A 22629-nucleotide genomic window follows, 5' to 3' on the forward strand; every position below is an offset into this window, starting at 1 on the left:
CTTTTTGTTCAGTTTCGCTGTCTGAAATGTGACACAACCAGAGCGGGTGTTGCCTTGATGTAGTTCGTCCCGAACTATGGTTTCACCACTGTTTATCTTTTTGAATCAATTCTGCTCTGAGCCGTCTGTGATTAACGAACGAGTAACGAAAGCACCTCTAGTTAGATTTGGTTAACTAAGAATCCGACGGCTAAAACTGTCAGTTTGTTTTGTCGACAAGGGCGAAGAAATATGGAAAACAGCGTGGCTTTCACCGTTCCGGCATGGGTTCCCGAAGGAGCACAACGATATCTTGACCATACAGAATCTGGGCGGTCGATACGGGATATCGCGCGGTCGGCTGGATGCCATGCCTCGACCATATTGCGACAGATCCGCAGGGTCGAGATGCGTCGCGATGATCCTTTGGTGGACGCCGCGTTACAATCACTGGCCCAATCGCATTTTTCACCCACGGAATTCAAAAATCCTGCGTTTGCAGTCGTAATATCCGAAGAGAACCGACCAGAAACTCAAAACGCAGAGTTCGAACGAGAAGCGCTGCGTGTTCTGAGACGTTTGTGTGAATCCGGTGCTGTGCTTGCAGTGGCCGAAGACATGGATAAGGCCGTAGTGGTTCGGGACAACGGTGAAGGCGGGACAACCAAAACAGCAGTTGTGGATTGCCGAACAGCGCAGGCGCTGGCGTTAAATGACTGGATATCGTGCGACAATACCGGTCGGATTTCACGATATCGTATTTCAAGTGCGGGACGCACGGCACTGAGCCACTTGATTGCCGAAGTGGAAAACCGGGCGCGCACTCAGAATGAATTTGGCATGGCCGAATCTCAGACTTCATTCACGCCCGCAAACTCGGGTACATGTACCTCAAATCAACCCAAGGTTCGTTATAACACGGTCGAAAGCCCCCTGATCGCATTGGCGCGGCGACGGGACAAGAGCGGTAAACCGTTCCTTGATGAGACATTGGTCGGCGCGGGTGAGCGTTTGCGTGAGGATTTTGAACTTGCACAGATAGGCCCTCAGATCACGCAGAACTGGGATCGCTTTTTGACCTGTGGAGGGCGCGGAGATTTCGTTTCAGATGCCCATATTGGGCAAGGCCATTCCAGTGCCAGGGACCGTGTGACAAGGGCGCTTTCTGATTTAGGGCCGGGTTTGAGCGACGTTGCCTTGCGTTGTTGCTGCTACCTTGAAGGGTTGGAGTTGGCGGAAAAGCGCATGGGCTGGTCGGCGCGGTCGGGCAAGATCGTTCTGCGTATCGCTTTGCAGCGGCTAAAGCGACACTATCAGGATCAGGCCGAGCAAGACCGCATGATCGGCTGATGTCCTATTAGGATGGTCTTGAGTAACGGGCTGCAAATGATAGTCAGAGGTTATGAATTTTACCATTCGACAATTGCAGTATTTCCGTGCTGTCGCTGAACAACGAAACTTTGGTCGCGGTGCGCAGGTCTGCAATGTATCGCAGCCTGCGCTGTCCGTTCAGATCAAGGCACTGGAAGGCGCGATGGGTGGGCCACTGTTCGAGCGGCAGGCGCGGGATATTTTGCTGACCCCACTTGGGCGAGATGTGCTGGAATACACACAGGATGTACTGAATGCGGCAGCGCGTCTGGACCAATTCGCGCGTGATCATTCTGGCGGGCATCGTTCCCTATCGATTGGAATAATTCCGACCGTCGCCCCGTACCTCCTGCCCGGGGTGCTAGCCGGGTTGCGCGCGTCTGATGTCTCGTTAAAGGTGCAAATTCGTGAAGCCCGGACTGAGCGACTTCTTTCAATGCTGCGCTCAGGTGAAATTGATGCGGCTATTCTGGCGCTTCCGCTAGGCAGCGAAGCCTTTCACGAAGAACCATTATTCGAAGACCGCTTTTTGCTCGCAGGCAGTCAAGCCCGGCTGGATCGGCTGACAATCAGCCCCGAGGCGTTGCGGCCGGTGGACCTTAAGACGGCTCAGTTGATGCTGCTTGAAGACGGGCATTGCTTGACTGATCAGGCACTTGAAGTTTGTGGGCAGGATCGCACCAGCGGTCAGATAAATATGGGCGCGTCATCGCTTGCGACATTGTCTCGGTTGGTCGCGGAAGGATTCGGTATGACCTTGATGCCAGAACTCGCAGCACAGGCCGAGACAAATGCAGTGCCTGGCCTGCGGTTGCTTCGGTTTGGCAACCCGCAACCAGCCAGAACCATCGGTTTGGTGCGTCGCGTGTCGACTGGTTCGGAGGAGTGGTTCAATCGGTTGGCGCAGGTGATCCGTGAGGTTGGGGAAGACGTGGTCTCGGGAACCCGTACCTGACAAAAAAGGCTCGCCGATATGGCGAGCCTGGTAGCGGTTTAACTGATCGGATTATGCCAGCGCTGGTTCGCGGGCCTCGTCCAGATGTTTCATCAGATTCTCTGGCGACGACACGCCATAAGGATCTTCGGGGCAGTTATCCATCAGGCCGGGCTCTTCAAACCATGCCTCAACCACGCCGTCATTGACGATGGCCGCATAGCGCCACGAGCGCATGCCAAAGCCCAGATTGTCCTTGTCAACCAACATACCCATCTTGCGGGTGAATTCTCCGGATCCGTCAGGAATGACTTTGACATTTTCCAGCCCCTGATCCGCAGCCCATTTGTTCATGACAAAGCTGTCGTTGACGGACATGCAGTAGATTGCGTCGACGCCTTTGGCTGCGAAATCAGCATGACCTTTTTCAAAACCAGGCAACTGATAGGTCGAGCAGGTCGGGGTGAATGCACCAGGCAGCGAAAAAAGGATGACGCGCTTGCCCGCAAAATAATCTGCGGTTGTCTTGTCTTCCCAGCGGAAGGGATTGGGGCCTTCGATTGCCTCGTCGCGGACGCGGGTGTGGAAAGTTACGTCAGGCAGTTTTGCACCGGTTTTCATCATCAAACTCCTGTGATTCACATGTGATTAACGTGAGGGTTAGAACGATTCCAGAGCGGCTTCAACATTAGATATGCTGCACTTGCGATATATCTTATTCGCAGGCCATTTGACTGAAAACAGGTAATAATATGTGGCTGATTTGAGGATTTTGCTGCAGTCGCGAATGCGGTCTGCATAGCGGCTATGCGCCGCTGGTGTAACCAACAAAGTCAGTTTATGTTAAGCACCAAGCAAATTGACCCAAAGTCAGGAAAGCCAGCCGTGCGTGATCTGAAAATACCCGAACAAAGACACCCCGAAAAAGCGCATCGGCCTGATAATGCAGCGCCGCGCAAACCTGCGTGGATTCGTGTCAAAGCGCCTGGTGGCAAAGGGTATGCTGAAACGCACAAGATCATGCGTGACAACAATCTGGTCACTGTTTGTGAAGAGGCCGGATGCCCGAACGTAGGCGAATGCTGGAGCCAGGGCCACGCCACCATGATGATCATGGGTGAGATTTGTACGCGTGGTTGTACCTTCTGCAATATTGCGACGGGTAGGCCGGATACGCTGGATGCGTTCGAGCCAGGGCGCGTGGCGCACGCGGTGCAAAAGCTGGGCTTGAATCATGTTGTTATCACGTCGGTCGATCGGGATGACCTGCTTGATGGCGGCGCAGACCACTTTGCTCAGACCATCCGCGCGGTGCGACACCGGTCACCCAAGACAACGATCGAGATTCTAACGCCGGATTTCCTGAAATGTGATCCTTCGGTTCTAGAGGTCGTCGTCGAAGCCAAGCCGGATGTGTTCAACCACAACCTCGAAACCGTACCAGGGCTATACCCTGAAGTTCGTCCCGGTGCGCGTTATTTCCATTCATTGCGCTTGCTGCAGCGGGTGAAAGAGATGGATCCGTCGATTTTCACAAAATCCGGCATCATGGTCGGGCTTGGCGAGGACGAGCAACAGGTCCGTCAGGTCATGGATGACATGCGTGCGGCAGATATCGATTTTCTCACAATTGGTCAGTATCTGCAGCCAACGCCCAAGCACCATGGCATTGATCGTTTTGTCACACCCGAGGAATTCGCAGCCTATGAAAAGGCTGCTTTTGGCAAGGGCTTCCTGATGGTTTCGGCAACCCCATTGACCCGGTCGTCATACCATGCGGGTGATGATTTTGCTCGCTTGCGTGAGGCCCGGCAAAAGAAGTTGAATCAGGTGTGAAACCCGAGCTTCAATCCTGGCTCACTGAAAAACGGCATGAGCTGCATCAGGTCCCGGAGATTTCGGGCGAGGAGCGCGGAACCGCCGCAAGTATTTCCAATCTTCTGCTGGCTTGCGGCCCTGATGCGTTATTGACCGGGATCGGTGGTCATGGCGTTGCGGCAGTCTACGAAAGCGGCCAACCGGGGCCAACGATAGGCATTCGATGCGAACTGGATGGTTTGCCGATCCAGGAAATATCTAGCGCGCGATACGCGTCGCAACATCCGGGCAAGGGGCATCTGTGTGGGCATGATGGTCACATGGCAATGGTTTTGGGTGTGGCCTTCGTTCTTGGTGATAAGCGCCCAGCAAAAGGGTGTGTCGTTCTGATTTTTCAACCTGCTGAGGAAACTGGGCAGGGTGCTATAGCCTTTCGCGCCGACCCCAAGTTCGCCAATATTGCACCGGATTACGTGTTTTCGCTGCATAATCTTCCGGGTCTGGAATTGGGAGCGGTCGAGATGTGCTCCGGTCCAGCCAATTGCGCCTCCCGCGGGATGCGGATCGTGCTGACAGGCAAAACCTCGCATGCAGCCGCACCGCAGGATGGGCTTTCACCGGCTGGAGCCTTGGCTGGGCTTATACCTGCATTGGCCGCATTGGGACACGGTGGGGTGCTGGATTCAAATTACGCTCTGACGACTGTAACCCATGCGCGACTGGGTGAGACCACGTTCGGGGTCGCCCCTGGCATGGCCGAGCTTTGGGTTACTCTGCGGACGGTATCAGATACGCGAATGACCGGTTTGATCCGCGAGGCGGAGCAGCTTGTGAGCACAAGCGCTCAAGCGCATGGGCTGGGTGTCGAAATCAGCTATGACGATGTGTTTGAGGCTTGTGTAAATACGGATGAAGCCGTGCAAATTCTGTCAGAGGCTTGCCAAACACGCGATATACCCTGCAAACTGGTGCCGACGCCACAGCGGTTCTCGGAAGATTTCGGGCAGTTCGGCAAAGGCGCGAAAACTGCGATGTTCTGGCTTGGAGCAGGCCGGGATCATCCGCAACTGCACAACCCCGACTATGATTTCCCGGATGCTCTGATCCCGATCGGGACCGACATATTTCTTGCAGCGATCGAACAAACGCTCAAGGCTTGAGCTTTCTGGGCTGGCTTTCTGCCCATTCGGGCCACCAGCCCATATATTCAACACCGGCAACCAAAAGACAGACAAGGATTGCGCCGAACACTAGTTTCACCCGCCGTTCCGAGGGCGGATTTCGCCCCCATTGCGACATGCGAAGGAAGTGGCGCAAATTCATCAATCCTGATCTTCGACAAATCGAACCTTGCCAATAAACGGCAAATTGCGATTGCGTTGCGCATAGTCGATCCCATAGCCCACGACAAATTCATCAGGGATTTCGAACCCGATCCAATCCGAGCGGAAATCGACCTCGCGTCGGCTGGGTTTGTCCAGAAGGGCGATGGATTTCAACCGGTGTGGTTTACGGGTGCGGAGCAGCTTGGAGACGTGGTTCAGGGTATGGCCGGTGTCCACGATATCCTCGACCACCAGCACATCACGCCCTTCAATTGCGCCGCGTAAGTCTTTGAGAATGCGAACTTCTCGGCTGCTTTCCATCGAATCTCCATAGGACGATGCCTCAAGAAAATCGACCTCGATGGGCAGGTCTAGCTCACGCACCAGGTCAGCGATAAAAACGAAACTACCCCGCAGCAGGCCGACAACGACCAGTTTATCGGTGCCGCCGAACTCAGCCGTGATTTCGCGGCAAAGCTCTTCGATCCGGGCGGCAATTGCCTTGGCCGAGATCATCTCATCTATCACATATGCGCGTTGGCTCATCGCTGCCCCCTTGATCTTTGGCGCGCAACATACGAAATCACGCGCCATTGTCACCAGTTAATCCCGGATATCATGCCAACCCACTCCGAGACCCGCCCGCTGCCTTACACCGCTCAGCAGATGTATGATCTGGTCGCGGATGTTGCAAAATACCCTGAGTTTTTGCCCTGGTGCGCCGCGGCCCGTATCCGTCGGACCTATACCGCGGGCGAAGGCAAGGTGATGGAAGCGGATCTTGTTATTTCATTCAAGGTGTTCCGCGAACGCTTTGGCAGCCGGGTTACGTTGTTTGATGCTCATAAACGGATCGATACCGAGTATCTGGACGGTCCGTTCAAATACATGCGTTCCGATTGGGAGTTCGAAGATACGGATGACGGCTGCAACGTCTCGTTTCACGTTGACTTCGAGTTCAAAAATGCGGTCCTGCAAGGGATCATTGGTGTCGTGTTCAACGAGGCCATGCACCGTATCGTGCGCGCATTCGAACAACGTGCTGCCGTCCTCTACGGCTAAGGCTTTACGCGCGTGACGCGCGCGTTAGACTGCGCGCCATGACCGATCTCACATCCGCCCTTGCCGAATTCGCCGCTGGTCCTGTGTCGACCACTTCACAGGCTCGAATCGTGACATCGCTTTCCGCGTTGGATTGGCTCGCCGTGGGGCGGGCAGGAGCGGAAGAGCCTGTTTCCCGCATCATCCGCCAGATGGTTTTTTCCGAAAGCGGTGCAGCACAAGCACGTCTATTCGGGGGTGGTGAAGCCCCTTTACGCGCTGCGGCGCTGGTAAATGGTACCGTTTCCCACGCGCTTGATTACGATGACACCCATTTTGCCCATATCGGTCATCCATCGGTTGCTGTATTTCCGGCGGCCCTTGCGCTTGCGGTGTGGGAGGATCGACCGCTGGTCGATTTGCTCGAAGCAGCGCTTGTTGGGATGGAATTGTCGATCCGCGTTGGACTGTGGTTGGGCCGTGGTCACTATCAGGCAGGCTTTCACCAGACCGCCACGGCGGGCGCGTTTGGGGCTGCGGTAGCTGCGGGGCGCATCATGTCCTTCGATGCCAAGCAGATGCGTGATCTGTTGGGGCTGACCGCAACAAGAGCATCCGGACAGAAATCACAGTTCGGAACCATGGGCAAACCCTATAATGCCGGGCTTGCGGCCTCGAATGGCGTTGAGGCGGCTCAGTTGATCCGCAATGGATTTCAACCCGGTTCTGACGCGTTGGAAGGTCCGTTTGGGTTTGGGGCGACACATCTTGGGGCAGACGATATCAATGCAGCGCTCGATGGGTTGGGTGATGAATGGTTGTTCGAAAACGTAAGCCACAAGTTCCACGCCTGCTGCCATGGCCTGCACGCGGCGCTTGAGGCCGCGCGCGATCTTGACATTGCCGAACCAGAGGTGGCCGAGATCAAGGTTAAAACGCACCCCCGCTGGATGAGCGTTTGCAATCAACTGCAGCCGACTAGCGGGTTGGGTGCGAAGTTTTCTTATCGCACAGTGATCGCAATGCAATCGATGGGGTACGATACGGCACTACCGGGCAGCTATACTGCCAAGATTTGTGCGGACCCGAGGCTTCAATCCCTGCGGGATCGGATTACGGTAGAGGCAGATGAAAGCTTGTCCGAGACCCAAGCTCATCTGTCCCTCTTGCGCCGCGATGGCGCCCGCCGCGAGGCCAGCTATGATCTGCTCGCCGCGATGTCTCTTTCAGACCGCGAAGATCGGGTCAGGGACAAAGCGTCAAAACTGATCGGTGGGGATGAAGCAGATGCGATCTGGTCGATGCTGCGCACCGGTGGGCGCGCAGCGGATTTGGCTGAAAGGCTAACTGATTAAGCGACGCGCCAATGCAGCGGAAAGCCCGGATCGAATACGGTCACGGGGCCGTCGCCGCTCTCGATTTTGGCGGGATAGACGACCTCGTCCCCCTTTGTCAGCGTGATGGTCTCTTCGTTCGCAGGTAAACGATAAAAGGCCGGGCCGTTAAGCGAGGTAAACGCTTCCAGCTTTTCCAACGCATCAGCGCGCTCGAACATTTCAGCCAGCAGTGACATCGTATTGGTTGCTGTGAAACACCCAGCACAGCCACAGGCCATTTCCTTGTTCGCATCCGTATGCGGCGCGCTGTCTGTGCCAAGGAAGAAGCGCGCGTCGCCTGAGGTCGCGGCGGTCAACAGCGCCAGCCGATGCTCTTCGCGTTTGGCGACCGGCAGGCAGTAGTAATGCGGCTTGATGCCGCCGACCAGTATGTGGTTGCGGTTGATGATCAGGTGATGCGTTGTAATCGTCGCACCCAAATCTTTCTCGTTCGCCTTGACGTAATCCACGCCGTTTGACGTCGTGATGTGCTCCATCACCACACGCAACCCAGGTGTTGTTTTGCGGATTGGATCCAGTACGCGGTCGATGAACACGGCCTCACGATCGAAGATATCGATCTCTGCTTCCGTGACTTCGCCGTGAACACACAGCGGCAGACCGATCTCGGACATTTTCTCCAGCACCGGGCGCACCTTGTCGAAATCGCGAACGCCAGAAGACGAGTTGGTTGTTGCCCCAGCCGGGTAAAGCTTGACCGCCTTGACCAATCCGCTGGTATGCGCGGCGGCCACATCTGCCGGGTCCGTGTCTTCGGTCAGGTAGAGCGTCATCAGCGGCTCAAACGCCATATCCTCAGGCAGCGCTGCCAGGATGCGATCCCGATAAGCTGCTGCATCGTCACCCTTCACAACGGGCGGAACCAGATTTGGCATGATGATGGCACGGGCAAAATGGCGCGCGGTTTCAGGCAGGACGGCTTGCAGCATCGCGCCATCGCGCAGATGCAGATGCCAGTCATCGGGGCGGCGGATCGTCAGGGAATGGGTCATGGCCCCCGGCTAGCACAGCCGCTTGGGTGGCGAAAGACCCTGTTGCCCTTGCCGGTGAGGCAGATCGTCGTAAGTCTCTGATGGATGGTGGTCTTGACCTCTGGTTGCGGTCATGACCTGTTGGGGCGCAGGAAAAAGGGGAACTCATGACACAGCCAAACTCCATCGATGCCGTGCAGGACCTTTTGGGCTCTGAGGGCTATGTCTGTGGCCGGGCTTTGGCGACGGTTGTGTTTCTTTCGCTGAAGCTTGGTCGGCCTCTGTTTCTGGAAGGTGAGGCGGGCGTCGGCAAAACCGAAATTGCCAAAGCGCTGGCCGCGGGATTGGGGCGTCGCTTGATCAGGTTGCAGTGTTACGAAGGCCTTGATGCCTCCTCCGCTGTGTATGAATGGAATTTCCCCGCCCAGATGGTGGCGATCCGTACCGCCGAAGCGTCGGGCGGTGCGGATCGGGGCGCGCTACAGACCGAGTTGTTTTCGGACGACTATCTGATTGAACGCCCTTTGCTGCAGGCCATGCGCCCGGATGAAAACGGGGCGCCTGTGTTGCTGATTGACGAATTGGACCGGACCGACGAACCATTTGAGGCTTTCTTGCTGGAGGCGCTCAGTGACTTTCAGGTAACGATCCCTGAGTTAGGTACTGTTATAGCGCCTGAACCGCCGATCGTGATCGTCACTTCGAACCGCACACGAGAGGTACACGACGCGCTGAAACGCCGTTGCCTCTATCACTGGGTGGATTATCCGGACTTTGACCGAGAGATCGAAATCCTGCACGCCCGAGCGCCTGAAGCGGCTGATGCGCTGAGCCGCGAGGTTGTCGCCTTTGTTCAGCGCCTACGTACTGAAGATTTGTTCAAGAAACCGGGGGTGGCCGAGACCATCGATTGGGCTAAATGTCTGCTGGCGCTGGACGTCATCAACCTCAGCCCCGAGGTGATTGGCGATACGTTGGGTGCGATCCTGAAATACCAGGACGACATCCAAAAGCTGCAAGGTTCCGAGGCCAAGCGCATTCTCGATCAGGCCAAGGCCGACCTCGAACCGGCCTGATGCTTCATCCGCTTGCAAATATTTCGGGGGTGTGATGGCCGAACAACTCCCACTCGATATCCCGGACAACCCCAAGCTGGCCCAGAACATCACCCATTTTGCGCGCGCATTGCGTAAGGCCGGGCTGCCGATTGGAACCGGAAGAGTGGTTGATGCGATCCGTGCAGTGCAGGCTGCGGGTTTCACCGAGAAAAAAGATTTCTACTGGACGCTACATGCGTGTTTCGTGAGCCGGCCTGAACACCGCACGGTTTTTGCGCAGGTCTTTCGCCTGTATTGGCGCGATCCGCGCTATCTCGAACATATGATGTCCATGATGCTGCCCGCCATTCGCGGTGTGCAGGAGGAGCGCAAAGCGGATGCGGCTGAAAAGCGCGCGGCTGAGGCGGTATTGGATGGCGTCGAACGCGACTTGCCGGAAACGACGGAGCAGGAAGAAGGAAGTGAGATCGAGATCGACGCGACCCAAACCGCGTCCACCGAAGAACGCTTGCGCAACCTCGATTTCGAACAGATGAGCACATCCGAGATCGCCCAGGCCAAACGCATGCTGTCGCGCCTTAATCTACCGGTCAAACCCATCGAGTCTCGGCGTGGTCAGGCCAGTCATCTCGGTCACCGCATCGATCGCGCACGCACCCTGAGGTCAGCCATGCGGCAGGGTGGCGAGCTACGCGATATCGCGCGCCTGCAACCAAAACCTCGCTGGCCGAATTTGGTAGCGCTCTGCGACATTTCCGGATCGATGAGCCAGTACAGTCGGATCATTCTGCACTTTCTTCACGCGGTTTCGAATGCCAAAGGCGCAGGTTGGGCCAAAGTGCACGCATTCACGTTTGGCACACGCCTGACCAACATCACCCGCCATCTGCATCAACGTGATGTCGATGCAGCTCTGGCCGCTGCCGGGGCCGAGGCGCAGGACTGGGAAGGCGGAACACGGATCGGAGAATGCCTGCATCAGTTCAACCGCGACTGGTCGCGGCGTGTCATGGGGCAGGGGGCGGTCGTGTTGTTGATCACCGACGGTTTGGAACGGGGCGATCCCGAGATGCTGGAAAAGGAAATCGAGCGTTTGCACCTGTCGTCGCGACGCTTGATCTGGCTGAACCCATTGCTGCGCTGGGATGGGTTCGCACCAAAGGCTAAGGGCGTTGCGACAATGCTTCCACATGTCGACAGCTTCCGCGCCGGGCATTCGATTGCGTCGCTGGAAGATCTGGCCGCCGTGATATCTCAGCCTGACGATCAGGGTCAGAAAGCGCGGCTGATGGCCGCGCTTTCTGACTAGATATTAAGACAGCTGTTCTTCATTGCACTTTCGCGCCATTTCCATGGCTTTGTAAGTGCCGGTCAGATCAACTGTGAAGGCGAACTCTTTTTCCGGGAACACGACCATCACCTTCTTTTTGGCAAGGTCATCTGCGAACTGAGGATCGTCTGACAGAACATACCCGCCTGAATAGCCCTTGGTGATATTCCCTTTCATGCCAGTGGCCTCACCAACATAAATGTTGTCTCCGATGAGGATGGCGACGGCTTCTTTCTCGCCCTTCTTGATTTTGGTTTTGGCTTTGGTGAAAACGCCCACATAGCCGACACCGCGATCCTCGGTCAGCCCCATCTGCACGACATTTTCCGAGTCATCGACCGCTTCGATCAGGCAGGATTTCTTGTCTTGATCGATGAAGACTTTCCAGCCTTCGACCTCACCGTACTTCAAAAATGTATCAGCCCATCCGGCGCTGGCAGCCATCATGCCAAGCGCCGTTCCCAGTGTAAGAATACGTTTCAACTGTTCGTCTCCGCTTTGAAATATGCAGGGGTGATTTCGGGAAGTACCCGAAACTGCGTCCAAGCTAGAGTGCAGTCAGATGACAATCAATCTTTTATGAATATGAGTTCAAAACCGGCCTGTTAGCGCCGGAAACTTAAACCTCGGACCGCTTTTCATTGTTGTAAAGCTGACTATGTTGAAGCCGAGCACGGTCGGAGGTCTCAATGGAACGATTCGATAGCAGCCCGGAAACCGCATTGGAATGGTATCGCGCCGGTAAGGGTGCGGCTCTGGCGACTGTAGTCGAGACCTGGGGCAGCGCACCACGCCGTGTCGGTGCGCAGCTCGTTATTGCAGGCGACGGTCGGATCGAAGGTTCGGTTTCAGGCGGCTGCGTAGAGGGCGCAGTGATTGTCGAGGCGTTGGAGGCCATCGAAGAAGGTGAGGCCCGGCTGCTGGAATTTGGGGTCAGCGATGATGACGCATTTGCCGTCGGATTGGCCTGCGGTGGGACGATCAGGGTTCTCGTCGAACCGGTTGGAAAAGTCCTGCCCGAACCGATGTTGGCTGAGCTGGTCGCCGCACGGGCGCGGCGTGAACCTTTGGCGTATGAGGTAAACACTGAAACCGGCCACCGAGCATTGCGTCGAAACGCCTATACCGAACGATTGCGCATGGATAGGTCTGGGTTCGAAGAAGACGGTCAAACCTTTGTTGCGGTTCACAATCCTCCTTTGCGATTGATCGTGGTAGGAGCTGTGCATATTGCCCAAGCACTTGTGCCGATGGCACGCCTCGCTGGCTACGATCCAGCGATTGTTGATCCACGCGAAGCTTTTGCCTCGGACGCCCGATTTCCCGGAGAGACCATCCTGACAGACTGGCCGGATGAGGCGGTGTCGAAACTGGGACTGGACACAAGAACGGCGCTTGTTCTGCTGACCCACGATCCCAAGCTAGACGACCCAGCGCTTCAGGCCGCATTGTCAGCCGATGTGTTTTACATCGGAGCACTTGGGTCCAAGCGCACCCACGCCAAGCGTATCGATCGGATGAAACGATCCGGGTTTACAGACGAGCAGATTTCACGGATTCACGGACCGATCGGGCTGGATATCGGTGCGGCCAGCCCTTCCGAGATCGCGGTGGCCATCCTTGCAGAAATGACAGCCGTTCTGCGGGGCAAGGCGTGAAGTTCGGTCCGGTAGCCGTTGCCGACGCCAGAGGCGCGATTCTGGCTCATTCCGTCAAGGCAGGTGACCAGAGGCTGCGCAAAGGCATCACGCTGACGCCCCAGCATATCGCTGAATTGCAGCAGGCTGGTCTGACTGAGGTAACGGTCGCCAAGCTTGAGCCCGGCGATTGTCATGAGAATGAGGCGGCGGCAATGCTGTCTGCAGCCCTAGTGCCGGACCCTGCAAAGGCTAACCTACGCGTGACCGACTCCTTTACAGGGCGGGTCAACTTGCTGGCTGATGGTCCAGGCGTGGCAATTTTGGACACTGATGCACTGCAAAACTTCAATCGGGTCAATCCGATGATCACGGTCGCAACCGTACCGCAGTACCAACAGATGACGGCAGGCGGCATGGTCGCGACGATCAAAGTCATCTCTTATGCGGTGCAGCAAACCGACGTTCGCCGTGCCGCCGAACAGGCGCAAAAATCCATTCGACTTTCGGTGCCGAAATACAAGAACGCCGGGCTCGTCATCACCGATATTGCCGGCGGGCCTTCGAACGATAAAGGTATTGCCGCCATTCGCGGACGGGTTGAGGCATTGGGGATGGACCTATGCGATGTTAAAGTTGTTCCGCATAGACAGGGTGATTTAACAGCCTCGCTGAAGTCCGTTCGCGGCGAGATCGTCATGATTCTGACCGGATCGGCCACGTCGGATGAAAATGATGTGGCACCGGCCTCTGTCCGAGAAGCCGGAGGCGCAGTCGATCGATTTGGGATGCCGGTTGATCCGGGAAACCTGTTGTTTCTGGGGGCTTTGGGTGGTCGCCCAATCATCGGTCTGCCTGGATGCGCCCGTTCGCCTGCACTGAACGGGGCGGATTGGGTGCTGTCTCGAGTCGCTTGCGGGATCGAGACAACGGGTGCTGACATCGCAGCGATGGGTGTCGGAGGGCTGCTGAAGGAAATCCCCACACGGCCGCAACCTCGCGCTGCCAAACAAAAGTGACGTAACGGCATTTTTGCCGTTTCGATCATACGCTTCATGATTAGTGAGATGAGCAAAGAAGTTGCGGAAAAATCGGGCAAATATTTTTGTTCTCAAACAAAATTTCCCGTGTTTAACTCGGGGCTAAGGAAAAACAATAAATTGGGAGGATCTCATGACACAGGTCTCAATGACCGTGAACGGGAAAGCCGTTAGTGGTGACGTTGAAGGCCGGACGCTGCTGTCCAGCTTTTTGCGTGATCATCTGTCGCTGACCGGAACACATGTCGGTTGTGACACAGCACAATGTGGTGCGTGCGTCGTGCATGTTAATGGTGAGGCGGTCAAATCCTGCAATATGCTGGCCCTGGAAGCGGATGGTGCCGATGTGGGTACGATCGAAGGGCAGGCTGCAGAAGATGGTTCGCTGAACGTCATTCAGCAGGCCTTTCAGGATCATCATGGGCTGCAATGCGGGTTTTGTACTCCTGGCATGGTGATGAGCGCTGCGGCACTGCTCAAGGATAATCCGCGCCCGACCGAAGGGGAAATCCGGAAGTACCTTGAGGGTAATCTGTGCCGGTGCACAGGCTATCACAACATCGTCAAGGCGATCATGGCCGCTTCGGGCCAGGACGTTTCCAGCATCGCCGCCGAGTAAGGCGGGTAAGAATTTTCGACGAAAATTCTTTTCCAGGGAGGAGAACAAGCAATGCCCAAAGACAGTGGCATCGGAGCCAGTTCCAAGCGGCGTGAAGACGTACGCTTTCTGACCGGAGCAGGCAATTACACCGACGACATCAACGTGCATGGCCAGGCCTATGTGCATTTTCTACGGTCCGACATCGCACATGGCCGGATCACCAATATCGACACATCTGCTGCCGAGGGCATGCCAGGTGTGGTGAAGGTTTTCACCGGCAAGGATTTTGAAGGCGTGGGCGGAATGCCCTGCGGCTGGGAAGTCACCGACCGGCACGGCGCCCCGATGCAGGAACCCCCGCACCCCATCCTGGCACAGGGTAAGGTCCGCCATGTAGGCGATCCGATTGCCGCCGTTGTGGCCGACAGCCTAGAGCAAGCCCGCGATGCAGCTGAGGCGATCGAGGTGGAGATCGAGGAACTGCCCGCGGTTCTGGATATGAAGGCTGCGGCGCAGGATGGCGCGACGCTTGTCCACGACGATCTGAAGAACAACATCTGCTATGACTGGCACTTGGGCGAAGAAGACAATGACAAGGTCAACGCGGTCTTTGCCGATGCGGCCCACGTCACCACGCTGGATCTGGTCAACAACCGACTGGTTGCCAACCCGATGGAGCCGCGCGTGGCCGTGGCCGAGTACAGCCGAGGCACGGATGAGTACACGCTCTACACCACGTCGCAGAACCCGCACGTGATCCGTTTGTTGATGTGCGCGTTTGTTCTGGGCCTGCCCGAGCACAAGGTGCGTGTGGTCGCCCCGGATGTGGGCGGCGGCTTTGGAACCAAGATTTTCCACTATGCGGAGGAGGCATTCTGCACCTTCGCTGCCAAGGTCTGCAATCGTCCCGTCAAGTGGACGTCCAGCCGGTCCGAGGCGTTCATGTCGGATGCCCATGGTCGCGACCATGTAACGACGATCGAGTTGGCGCTGGATGCGGAGAACAACTTCACCGGTTTGCGCACCAACACTCATGCCAATCTGGGTGCTTATCTATCGACCTTCTCCAGCTCGGTTCCGACCTGGTTGCACGGCACGCTGATGGCGGGGAACTACAAGACGCCAGTCATTCAGGTGAATGTGCGGGCGATGTTCACCAACACGGTGCCGGTGGATGCCTATCGCGGCGCGGGCCGGCCTGAGGCGACATTCCAGTTGGAGCGGGTCATCGACAAGGCCGCGCGAGAGTTGGGCGTTGATCCGATTGCGCTGCGTCGTCAGAACTTCATTACCCAATTCCCGTATGACACGCCGGTCGCGCTGACCTATGACACCGGGGATTATAACGGGACGATGGACAAGCTCGAGGCCGCGGCCGATCTATCTGGCTTTGCCGCTCGGCGGGCGCAGAGCGAGGCCAATGGCAAGCTTCGCGGTTTAGGTGTCAATTGTTATATCGAGGCCTGCGGTATCGCGCCATCAAACATCGTTGGCATGTTGGGGGCCCGGGCGGGTCTATATGATGCTGCCACGGTGCGGGTAAACGCCACCGGTTCGATCAGCGTTATGGTGGGCGCGCACAGCCACGGGCAGGGGCATGAGACGGCCTTCCCGCAGGTTGTGGCCGACATGATCGGTATCGATGAGTCGATGGTCGAGATTGTACATGGCGATACCTCGAAGATCCCGTTCGGGATGGGCACCTATGGCTCACGCTCGCTGGCGGTTTGCGGTTCGGCCATGGTCAAGGCGACAGAGAAGGTAATCGACAAGGCCAAGAAGATCGCGGCCCACCTTCTGGAAGCCTCCGAGGCCGATATCGAGCTGAAAGACGGTCAATTCAGCGTCGCGGGCACTGACAAGTCGGTGGCCTGGGGTGATGTGACACTGACGGCTTATGTACCGCACAACTTCCCATTGGAGGTTGAGCCGGGGCTGGAGGAGACCGCGTTTTATGACCCGGCCAACTTTACCTTCCCGGCCGGCGCCTATGCCTGCGAGGTCGAGGTGGACCCCGAGACCGGTCAGGTCAGCATCGAGAAGTTCACCGCCGCAGATGACTTTGGCAACATCGTCAATCCGATGATCGTGGATGGTCAGGTACATGGTGGTATTGGTCAGGGCATCGGTCAGGCGCTGTTAGAGAACTGCGCCTATGACGAGAACGGCCAACTGCTGAGCGCGTCCTTCATGGACTACGCGATGCCACGCGCCGATGATCTGCCATTCTATGAGGTCGACCATTCCAGCCAGACGCCGTGTACACACAACCCGTTGGGTGTGAAGGGCTGTGGCGAGGCCGGAGCAATCGGTTCGCCACCTGCCGTTGTCAACGCGGTTTTGGATGCGCTGAATTCGGGTGGAAAGGCTGTTAATCACATTGACATGCCGATGAGCCCGTCGCGTGTTTGGACGGCAATGCATGGTTGAAAGATTGGGGTGCGAGGGGCCAACCCCTCGCGCTCCCCGAGATATTTATAGCCAGATGAAGGGCGGATCCACGCCTTTCGGAAAGGAAGAACGAAATGTACAATTTCGAGTTTGAGAAGCCTTCGACCATTGCCGACGCGGTTGCCGCGTTGGCGGGTGAGGATGCGCAGGCGTTGGGGGGTGGTCAGACCCTGATCCCCACGTTGAAGCAACGATTGGCGGCGCCATCAACGCTGGTTTCGGTCAGCGGGATTGCCGAGATGAAGGGCGTCTGTGTCGAGGATGATGGTTCAGTTGCCATTGGTGGTGCCACGATCCACGCAAATGTAGCAGCGGATGCAGCGAGCAGCTATCCGGCGCTGGCGGCCTTGGCTGGTCAGATCGGAGATCCGGCGGTACGTAATCGCGGCACCATTGGTGGCTCTGTCGCCAACAATGATCCGGCGGCCTGTTATCCGGCGGGAGTGCTGGGTTCAGGGGCGACCGTTGTCACTAATACGCGACAGATTGCGGCAGATGACTTCTTTCAAGGCATGTTTACGACTGCGCTGGAAGAGGGTGAAATTATCACCTCGGTGCGTTTTCCCGTGCCGCAAGCTGCGAGCTATCAGAAGTTCTTGCAACCAGCGTCCCGTTTTGCACTGGTCGGGGTCTATCTTGCCCGGTTCGCGGATGGCGTGCGGGTTGCTGTAACCGGCGCCAGCGAAGATGGCGTGTTCCGCTGGTCCGAGGCCGAGGAGGCCTTGAACAAAGAGTTCCGTACGGATGCTTTGATGGGTCTGCACATCAATCCGATGAACATGATCGGAGATTTGCATGGCAGCAAAGAATACCGGGCGCATCTGGTCGGCGTGATGACAAAACGGGCCGTCGAAGCCTGCAGTTAATCAGGTTCGTAGCCAAATAGATAAGCCCCGGTGAAAGCCAGGGCTTTACTTTTTTCTGACCCGAGGCGGCTTGGCCGGTCGCCAATATGCGCCAGTGTCTTCTCGGGCCGTCTGATACCGTTCGACGCGGTCGCGCGCTGCCGATCCTCCTGCAGCAAAAAGGTGACCGATCAGGCATTCGAGTACAGCCATGGCCCCGGAGAAGCTGGAAAAGTGATGTTGAGTGCGGGTGCTGGCCGGCAGCACGACATCCGGGTCAACACCAGGGGCAATAACCTCGCTATCCGACAATAAGACGATCCGCATCCCGCGTTTACGCGCAAAACGCATGGATTGGATAGTGTCCGAGGAATAGGGATGAACGGTGATAGCGAACAAGCAGTCCGCTGAATCGGCCTCGAGCAGATCATCGACGGCTGACCCCATGTGCCGGGGAACCAATTGAAATCCGGGGTGTGCCATCCGACCGGCATAGTGAAAATAATAGGCCAAAGCATAGCTGGCTCGGGTTGCTGTGATATAGCAGCGTTTTGCTGACAACATGTGGTCCGTGACCTGCTTTACCAACGCGGGATCAGCCAGACGCAGGGAGCGGGTTACGACATTCAGCTCATTTTGCGCGAACCCTGCTTGAGCCGCGCTAAAATCATCACCTGAACGCATGCGGCCCAACCAATCTTGGCCCAACCGATCCTCGCGGTCGGTGACAAGGGTCTGCCGAAATGGTCTTCGAAAAGCCTCGAAACTGTCGAAGCCTAGACGGTATGCCAGACGCACGAGGACATTTGAGCTTACACCGATTTTCTCAGCCGTAACGCGGACAGGGTCGAGCCCGAAGTCCCCAGGATGGTCGATGATGTATTTTGCCGCGGCCTGCATCTGTTGAGGCAGGGTTTCGATATCAGCGCGCAGCTGCTCGGTCAGTTGAGCTGGTTTGTTTTGCATGGATATAGAAAAACAAATGTTATGGAGAATGCAAATTGAAAACACTAGGGCTGCATATATTTCGGGATCAGATTAAGCCGTTTGGAAATGTCAGAAGGTGGTTCCGGGATGTCGGTAAGCGAAGCCCTGCCTTACATATTGGTCGCGCCAAATGGAGCGCGCAGAGGGCATCGGGATCATCCTGCCTTGCCTGTGACAATGGAAGAAATCGTCGAAACGGCGAAAGCCTGCAGCTTGGCAGGTGCCAATGGATTGCATCTGCATGTCCGTGATCAGGCCGGTCAGCATTCTCTGGATGCAGGTTTGTATCGAGAGACGCTTGCGGAATTGCACCACGCCGTACCGCAGATGGACATCCAGATTACTACAGAGGCTGCCGGAATTTTTGACGTTCAGACCCAGTTCGATTGCTTGAAGAACGTCCACCCGGATTGGGCTTCGATTTCGGTACGCGAGATTGCTAGGTCGCCGGAGCTTGCGCCAAGCGTTTATGCGCTGTGCGCGGAACAGGGGACGCGCGTTCAACACATTCTTTATGACGCTACCGACGTTGAGTTGTTGGTCCGCTGGCAGAAGGATGGAGTTGTTAAACCCCATCAGGTCGAACGTCTGTTTGTACTTGGCCGCTACTCGACAACGCAGGAATCGACACCGGAAGATCTGGATGCCTTCCCGGCTACGACAGACCCATGGATGGTCTGTGCCTTTGGCGGGCAAGAGCATGCGTGCCTGCAAAAAGCTGTACAGCTTGGTGGTGATGTGCGCGTGGGGTTTGAAAACAGTATTACGGGCTTTGATGGTCAGGCCTGGGCCGATAACGCCGCATCCGTTGCCGCTCTGATTGATCTTTTGAAAAGGACTTCGAAATGAGTCACGTTTTTCCGCGCCACACTAAGTCTGAATTGCCGGTCGCTGCAGGTGGTGAGGGTTGTTATCTGATTGATTCAACCGGTCGCCGCTATCTGGATTGCGGGGATGCAGCGGTTTCGTGTCTTGGTCATTCCAATGATACTGTGGTCAAAGCGGTGCAGCAGCAGGTAGAGCAGATCGCGTTTGCCCATACCGGCTTCATGACCTCGGAACCGGCTGAGGCGCTTGCTGATTTGTTGATCGAACATGCTCCGGGTGATTTGGACCGCGTGTATTTCGTGTCGGGCGGGTCCGAGGCGACCGAGGCTGCGATCAAGTTGGCACGGCAGTACTATCTGGAATCAGGTCAGCCTGAGCGCCGTCATGTCATTGCACGTCGGCAAAGCTATCACGGTAACACACTGGGGGCACTGTCGGCGGGGGGCAACGAATGGCGACGGGCTCAGTTTGCGCCGATGCTGATCGAGATGACCCATATCGCACCCTGTTATGAATACGCTGAAAAGCCTGAGGGCGAGAGCAGCTACGACTACGGGCAGCGTGTGGCTAATGAATTGGAGGCCGAAATATTGCGTCTGGGGCCCGATACGGTGATGGCCTTCATGGCAGAACCCGTGGTCGGCGCGACTTTAGGGGCCGTTCCTGCGGTTGAAGGATATTTCAAACGTATTCGTGAGATTTGTGATCAATATGGTGTTCTGCTGATCCTTGATGAAGTGATGTGTGGCATGGGGCGTACCGGCCATCTGTTTGCTTGTGATCATGACGGCGTGGCACCGGATATTTTGTGTATAGCCAAGGGGTTGGGGGCCGGGTATCAGCCAATCGGGGCGATGCTGTGTTCGGCTCGGATCTACGACGCAATCCAAAACGGATCGGGATTCTTCCAACACGGTCACACCTATATTGGTCACCCGGTTGCAACAGCTGCCGCATTGGCGGTCGTGACGGAACTTACGCAGAACGATCTGCCATTGAGGGCGGCGCTGATGGGCGAGAAACTGCAGTCAGCCCTGAACACTGCGTTTGGTCAGCACCCCCATGTCGGCGATATCCGCGGGCGCGGTTTGTTCCGGGGGATCGAACTTGTGGCAAATCGCGAGACCAAGACACCTTTTGATCCAGCGCTTGGAGTTGCAGGCAAGATCAAGAAGGCGGCGTTCGCTGAAGGGTTGATTTGCTATCCGATGTCTGGAACACGCGATGGTCAACATGGGGATCACATCCTTCTGGCGCCTCCATTCATTATAGAAGGCAAGCAGATCGATGAGTTGGTCGCCAAGTTGGATCGCGCGATCTCAAACGTGATCTGACAAATCTGATAGCTGTCTTCTCAAATAGTTCGCGGCACGTTGAAAATCTGCAGAGCGGATTCGAGACGAGCCAGGCATGAAAAAAGGCTCCGACCAGACTGGCGGAGCCTTTGAGCACGTCCTGAAGCGCGGTTACTTCTGAGGCAGCGGGCCGATCATCATGATCATCTGACGGCCTTCCATCTTGGGCATGTTCTCGATTTTGCCCAGATCTTTGACGTCCTCGGCCACACGCTCCAGCAGCTCACGGCCCAGATTTTGGTGTGCCATCTCGCGACCACGGAAACGCAGGGTGACTTTGACCTTGTCGCCGTTCTCAAGAAACTTGAACACGTTGCGCATCTTGACGTCATAGTCATGCGTATCGGTGTTGGGCCGGAACTTGACCTCTTTCACCTCGATGATCTTTTGCTTCTTGCGGGCTTCGCTTTCGCGTTTCTGCTGTTCGTACTTGAACTTGCCGAAATCCATGATTTTGCAGACCGGCGGGTTCGCGTTGGGCGAAATCTCAACCAGATCGAGGCCAACATCGGAGGCCATCTGCATGGCTTTTGCGGGATGAACCACCCCGACATTTTCACCTTCGGCGCCAATCAGGCGAATTTCGGGAGCTCGGATCTTGTCATTGACGCGCGGGCCGGTATCTCGCTGTGGCGGCGCGTTGTGAGGTCTGCGGGCTATGGGTTCATTCCTTTGATGATTGCAGAATTTCGAGCCCGGAATTTAGACCGGGCTGAGAGGTGTTTCAAGCGGCATAAATTGCAAGCCGCATGAATTTTCGATGAAATTCGGGTGTTTTTGCCGGTTTAGGCTGTCGACGACCCGACCGGCAAACCCGTTTAGCCCACAAAGGCCTTTTCGATCACGAATTCCTTGGGTTCGGAATTCGCGCCTTCGCGCAGGCCGAACTCTTCCAAAATTGCTTTGATGTCATGGTTGAACGCAAGGCTGCCACAGACCATGGCACGGTCGGTGTCCGGTTTGATACGACCTTCGATGCCCAGATCGGCAAACACCGAGCCATCTTTCAGCAATTCGGTGATGCGGCCCATTTTGGGGCTCTCTTCTCGCGTGGTGGTCGGGTAGTAGCGGATCTTATCGGCGAAACCTTCACCGATCAGTTCAGCCAGCAACTCGTCCTGACGGATGTTCTCGATCAGCTCGCGACCATAATCCAGCTCGGCCACATCGCGGCAGGTATGAGTTATGATGACCTCGTCATAATCCTCATATGTCTGAGGTTCGCGCAGCAACGATGCGAAGGGGGCAAAGCCGGTTCCAGTTGCAAAGAACCAGATGCGCTTGCCGGGCAGCAGCGCGTCATGGACCAGCGTTCCAACCGGTTTGGGCCGCAGGATGATCTGATCGCCAGGCTGGATGTGCTGTAGTTTCGAGGTCAGCGGGCCATCCTGCACCTTGATCGAATAAAACTCCAACTCTTCGTCCCACGAGGGCGAAGCGATTGAATAAGCACGTAGCAGAGGTTTGCCATTGTCACCCAGCAGACCGATCATCACAAATTCGCCCGAGCGGAAACGCAAGGACGCAGGGCGTGACACTTTGAAAGAGAACAGGCGGTCGGTCCAATGCTTGACCTCGGTCACGGTCTGAGCGTCGGGCAGGACGGGGGCCTTTACGGCGGTTGCTTCACTCACGGGCTTCATCTCTGTCATAATTTCACC

Annotated in this window: 22 protein-coding genes; 15 read left to right on the forward strand and 7 right to left on the reverse strand. The window is 56.4% G+C overall.

Features of this window, described 5'->3' with window-relative positions; all coding sequences use genetic code 11:
- Positions 1 to 231 precede the first annotated feature (231 nt).
- The gene (locus ACR0DU_RS02135; RefSeq protein ID WP_480872227.1) at positions 232 to 1329 is read left to right on the forward strand and encodes a DUF6456 domain-containing protein; all 1098 of its coding nucleotides are present in this window, start codon (positions 232 to 234) and stop codon (positions 1327 to 1329) included.
- A gap of 52 nt (positions 1330 to 1381) precedes the next feature.
- Positions 1382 to 2305 carry a hydrogen peroxide-inducible genes activator gene (locus tag ACR0DU_RS02140; RefSeq protein ID WP_480872228.1) on the forward strand — a complete coding sequence of 308 codons (924 nt, stop codon included), beginning with the start codon at positions 1382 to 1384 and terminating at the stop codon, positions 2303 to 2305.
- Positions 2306 to 2356: 51 nt separating this feature from the next.
- Here the strand turns inward: ACR0DU_RS02140 and ACR0DU_RS02145 are convergent, their stop codons facing one another.
- On the reverse strand, positions 2357 to 2905 hold the full coding sequence (locus ACR0DU_RS02145) for a peroxiredoxin (RefSeq protein ID WP_010439686.1): 549 nt from the start codon (positions 2903 to 2905) through the stop codon (positions 2357 to 2359).
- Between the two features lie 264 nt (positions 2906 to 3169).
- Between ACR0DU_RS02145 and lipA the strand changes: the two genes are divergently transcribed.
- The gene (lipA, locus tag ACR0DU_RS02150; RefSeq protein WP_480872229.1) at positions 3170 to 4120 is read left to right on the forward strand and encodes a lipoyl synthase; all 951 of its coding nucleotides are present in this window, start codon (positions 3170 to 3172) and stop codon (positions 4118 to 4120) included.
- Positions 4117 to 5262, forward strand: coding sequence for an amidohydrolase (locus ACR0DU_RS02155; protein ID WP_480872231.1), 1146 nt, complete (start codon positions 4117 to 4119; stop codon positions 5260 to 5262). The genes lipA and ACR0DU_RS02155 overlap by 4 nt, the downstream gene beginning before the upstream one ends.
- 162 nt (positions 5263 to 5424) lie before the next feature.
- On the opposite strand, the gene hpt is transcribed toward ACR0DU_RS02155, so the two are convergent.
- Positions 5425 to 5973 carry a hypoxanthine phosphoribosyltransferase gene (gene hpt / locus ACR0DU_RS02160; RefSeq protein ID WP_010439696.1) on the reverse strand — a complete coding sequence of 183 codons (549 nt, stop codon included), beginning with the start codon at positions 5971 to 5973 and terminating at the stop codon, positions 5425 to 5427.
- A 72-nt stretch (positions 5974 to 6045) separates the two neighbouring features.
- On the opposite strand from hpt, the gene ACR0DU_RS02165 reads away from it, so the two are divergent.
- Together ACR0DU_RS02165 and ACR0DU_RS02170 are read left to right on the forward strand one after the other, a co-directional pair.
- Positions 6046 to 6489: a type II toxin-antitoxin system RatA family toxin gene (locus tag ACR0DU_RS02165; protein WP_170539340.1), complete on the forward strand. Its 444-nt coding sequence runs from the start codon at positions 6046 to 6048 to the stop codon at positions 6487 to 6489.
- A gap of 38 nt (positions 6490 to 6527) precedes the next feature.
- The gene (locus tag ACR0DU_RS02170; protein WP_480872232.1) at positions 6528 to 7823 is read left to right on the forward strand and encodes an MmgE/PrpD family protein; all 1296 of its coding nucleotides are present in this window, start codon (positions 6528 to 6530) and stop codon (positions 7821 to 7823) included.
- Here the strand turns inward: ACR0DU_RS02170 and pyrC are convergent.
- Positions 7820 to 8857, reverse strand: coding sequence for a dihydroorotase (gene pyrC / locus ACR0DU_RS02175; protein ID WP_319547052.1), 1038 nt, complete (start codon positions 8855 to 8857; stop codon positions 7820 to 7822). The genes ACR0DU_RS02170 and pyrC overlap by 4 nt on opposite strands.
- A 146-nt stretch (positions 8858 to 9003) precedes the next feature.
- On the opposite strand from pyrC, the gene ACR0DU_RS02180 reads away from it, so the two are divergent.
- On the forward strand, positions 9004 to 9912 hold the full coding sequence (locus tag ACR0DU_RS02180) for an AAA family ATPase (protein WP_480872235.1): 909 nt from the start codon (positions 9004 to 9006) through the stop codon (positions 9910 to 9912).
- Between the two features lie 34 nt (positions 9913 to 9946).
- A complete protein-coding gene (locus ACR0DU_RS02185; protein ID WP_480872237.1) occupies positions 9947 to 11203 on the forward strand; it encodes a vWA domain-containing protein in 1257 nt (418 codons plus the stop codon).
- A gap of 3 nt (positions 11204 to 11206) precedes the next feature.
- Here the strand turns inward: ACR0DU_RS02185 and ACR0DU_RS02190 are convergent, their stop codons facing one another.
- Positions 11207 to 11707 (reverse strand): hypothetical protein, encoded by a 501-nt coding sequence (locus tag ACR0DU_RS02190; protein ID WP_170778818.1) that lies wholly within the window; start codon positions 11705 to 11707, stop codon positions 11207 to 11209.
- Positions 11708 to 11913: 206 nt separating this feature from the next.
- On the opposite strand from ACR0DU_RS02190, the gene ACR0DU_RS02195 reads away from it, so the two are divergent.
- From ACR0DU_RS02195 to ACR0DU_RS02215, 5 genes are all read left to right on the forward strand, one after another.
- Complete coding sequence (locus ACR0DU_RS02195) at positions 11914 to 12882, forward strand: XdhC family protein (protein WP_170778816.1); 969 nt, start codon at positions 11914 to 11916, stop codon at positions 12880 to 12882.
- Positions 12879 to 13880: a molybdopterin-binding protein gene (locus ACR0DU_RS02200; RefSeq protein ID WP_480872239.1), complete on the forward strand. Its 1002-nt coding sequence runs from the start codon at positions 12879 to 12881 to the stop codon at positions 13878 to 13880. The genes ACR0DU_RS02195 and ACR0DU_RS02200 overlap by 4 nt, the downstream gene beginning before the upstream one ends.
- Positions 13881 to 14034: 154 nt before the next feature.
- Entirely contained in the window at positions 14035 to 14520 is a 486-nt protein-coding gene (locus tag ACR0DU_RS02205) for a (2Fe-2S)-binding protein (protein WP_010439719.1), read from the forward strand.
- A gap of 51 nt (positions 14521 to 14571) precedes the next feature.
- Positions 14572 to 16932, forward strand: coding sequence for a xanthine dehydrogenase family protein molybdopterin-binding subunit (locus ACR0DU_RS02210; RefSeq protein WP_480872240.1), 2361 nt, complete (start codon positions 14572 to 14574; stop codon positions 16930 to 16932).
- 95 nt (positions 16933 to 17027) lie between these two features.
- Positions 17028 to 17819, forward strand: coding sequence for an FAD binding domain-containing protein (locus tag ACR0DU_RS02215; protein WP_480872242.1), 792 nt, complete (start codon positions 17028 to 17030; stop codon positions 17817 to 17819).
- 45 nt (positions 17820 to 17864) lie between these two features.
- Here ACR0DU_RS02215 and ACR0DU_RS02220 read toward each other — a convergent pair whose 3' ends face one another.
- Positions 17865 to 18764 carry a MurR/RpiR family transcriptional regulator gene (locus ACR0DU_RS02220; RefSeq protein WP_480872244.1) on the reverse strand — a complete coding sequence of 300 codons (900 nt, stop codon included), beginning with the start codon at positions 18762 to 18764 and terminating at the stop codon, positions 17865 to 17867.
- A 108-nt stretch (positions 18765 to 18872) separates the two neighbouring features.
- On the opposite strand from ACR0DU_RS02220, the gene ACR0DU_RS02225 reads away from it, so the two are divergent.
- Both ACR0DU_RS02225 and ACR0DU_RS02230 read left to right on the forward strand, forming a co-directional pair.
- Positions 18873 to 19634 carry a beta-keto acid cleavage family enzyme gene (locus ACR0DU_RS02225; protein WP_480872245.1) on the forward strand — a complete coding sequence of 254 codons (762 nt, stop codon included), beginning with the start codon at positions 18873 to 18875 and terminating at the stop codon, positions 19632 to 19634.
- Complete coding sequence (locus tag ACR0DU_RS02230) at positions 19631 to 20947, forward strand: aspartate aminotransferase family protein (protein WP_480872247.1); 1317 nt, start codon at positions 19631 to 19633, stop codon at positions 20945 to 20947. The genes ACR0DU_RS02225 and ACR0DU_RS02230 overlap by 4 nt, the downstream gene beginning before the upstream one ends.
- Before the next feature lie 132 nt (positions 20948 to 21079).
- Here the strand turns inward: ACR0DU_RS02230 and infC are convergent, their stop codons facing one another.
- Both infC and ACR0DU_RS02240 read right to left on the reverse strand, forming a co-directional pair.
- Positions 21080 to 21670 (reverse strand): translation initiation factor IF-3, encoded by a 591-nt coding sequence (gene infC, locus ACR0DU_RS02235; protein WP_311201789.1) that lies wholly within the window; start codon positions 21668 to 21670, stop codon positions 21080 to 21082.
- A gap of 116 nt (positions 21671 to 21786) precedes the next feature.
- Entirely contained in the window at positions 21787 to 22620 is an 834-nt protein-coding gene (locus ACR0DU_RS02240; protein WP_480872249.1) for a ferredoxin--NADP reductase, read from the reverse strand.
- Between the last annotated feature and the right edge of the window lie 9 nt (positions 22621 to 22629).

Source organism: Ruegeria sp. G2 (assembly GCF_056533505.1).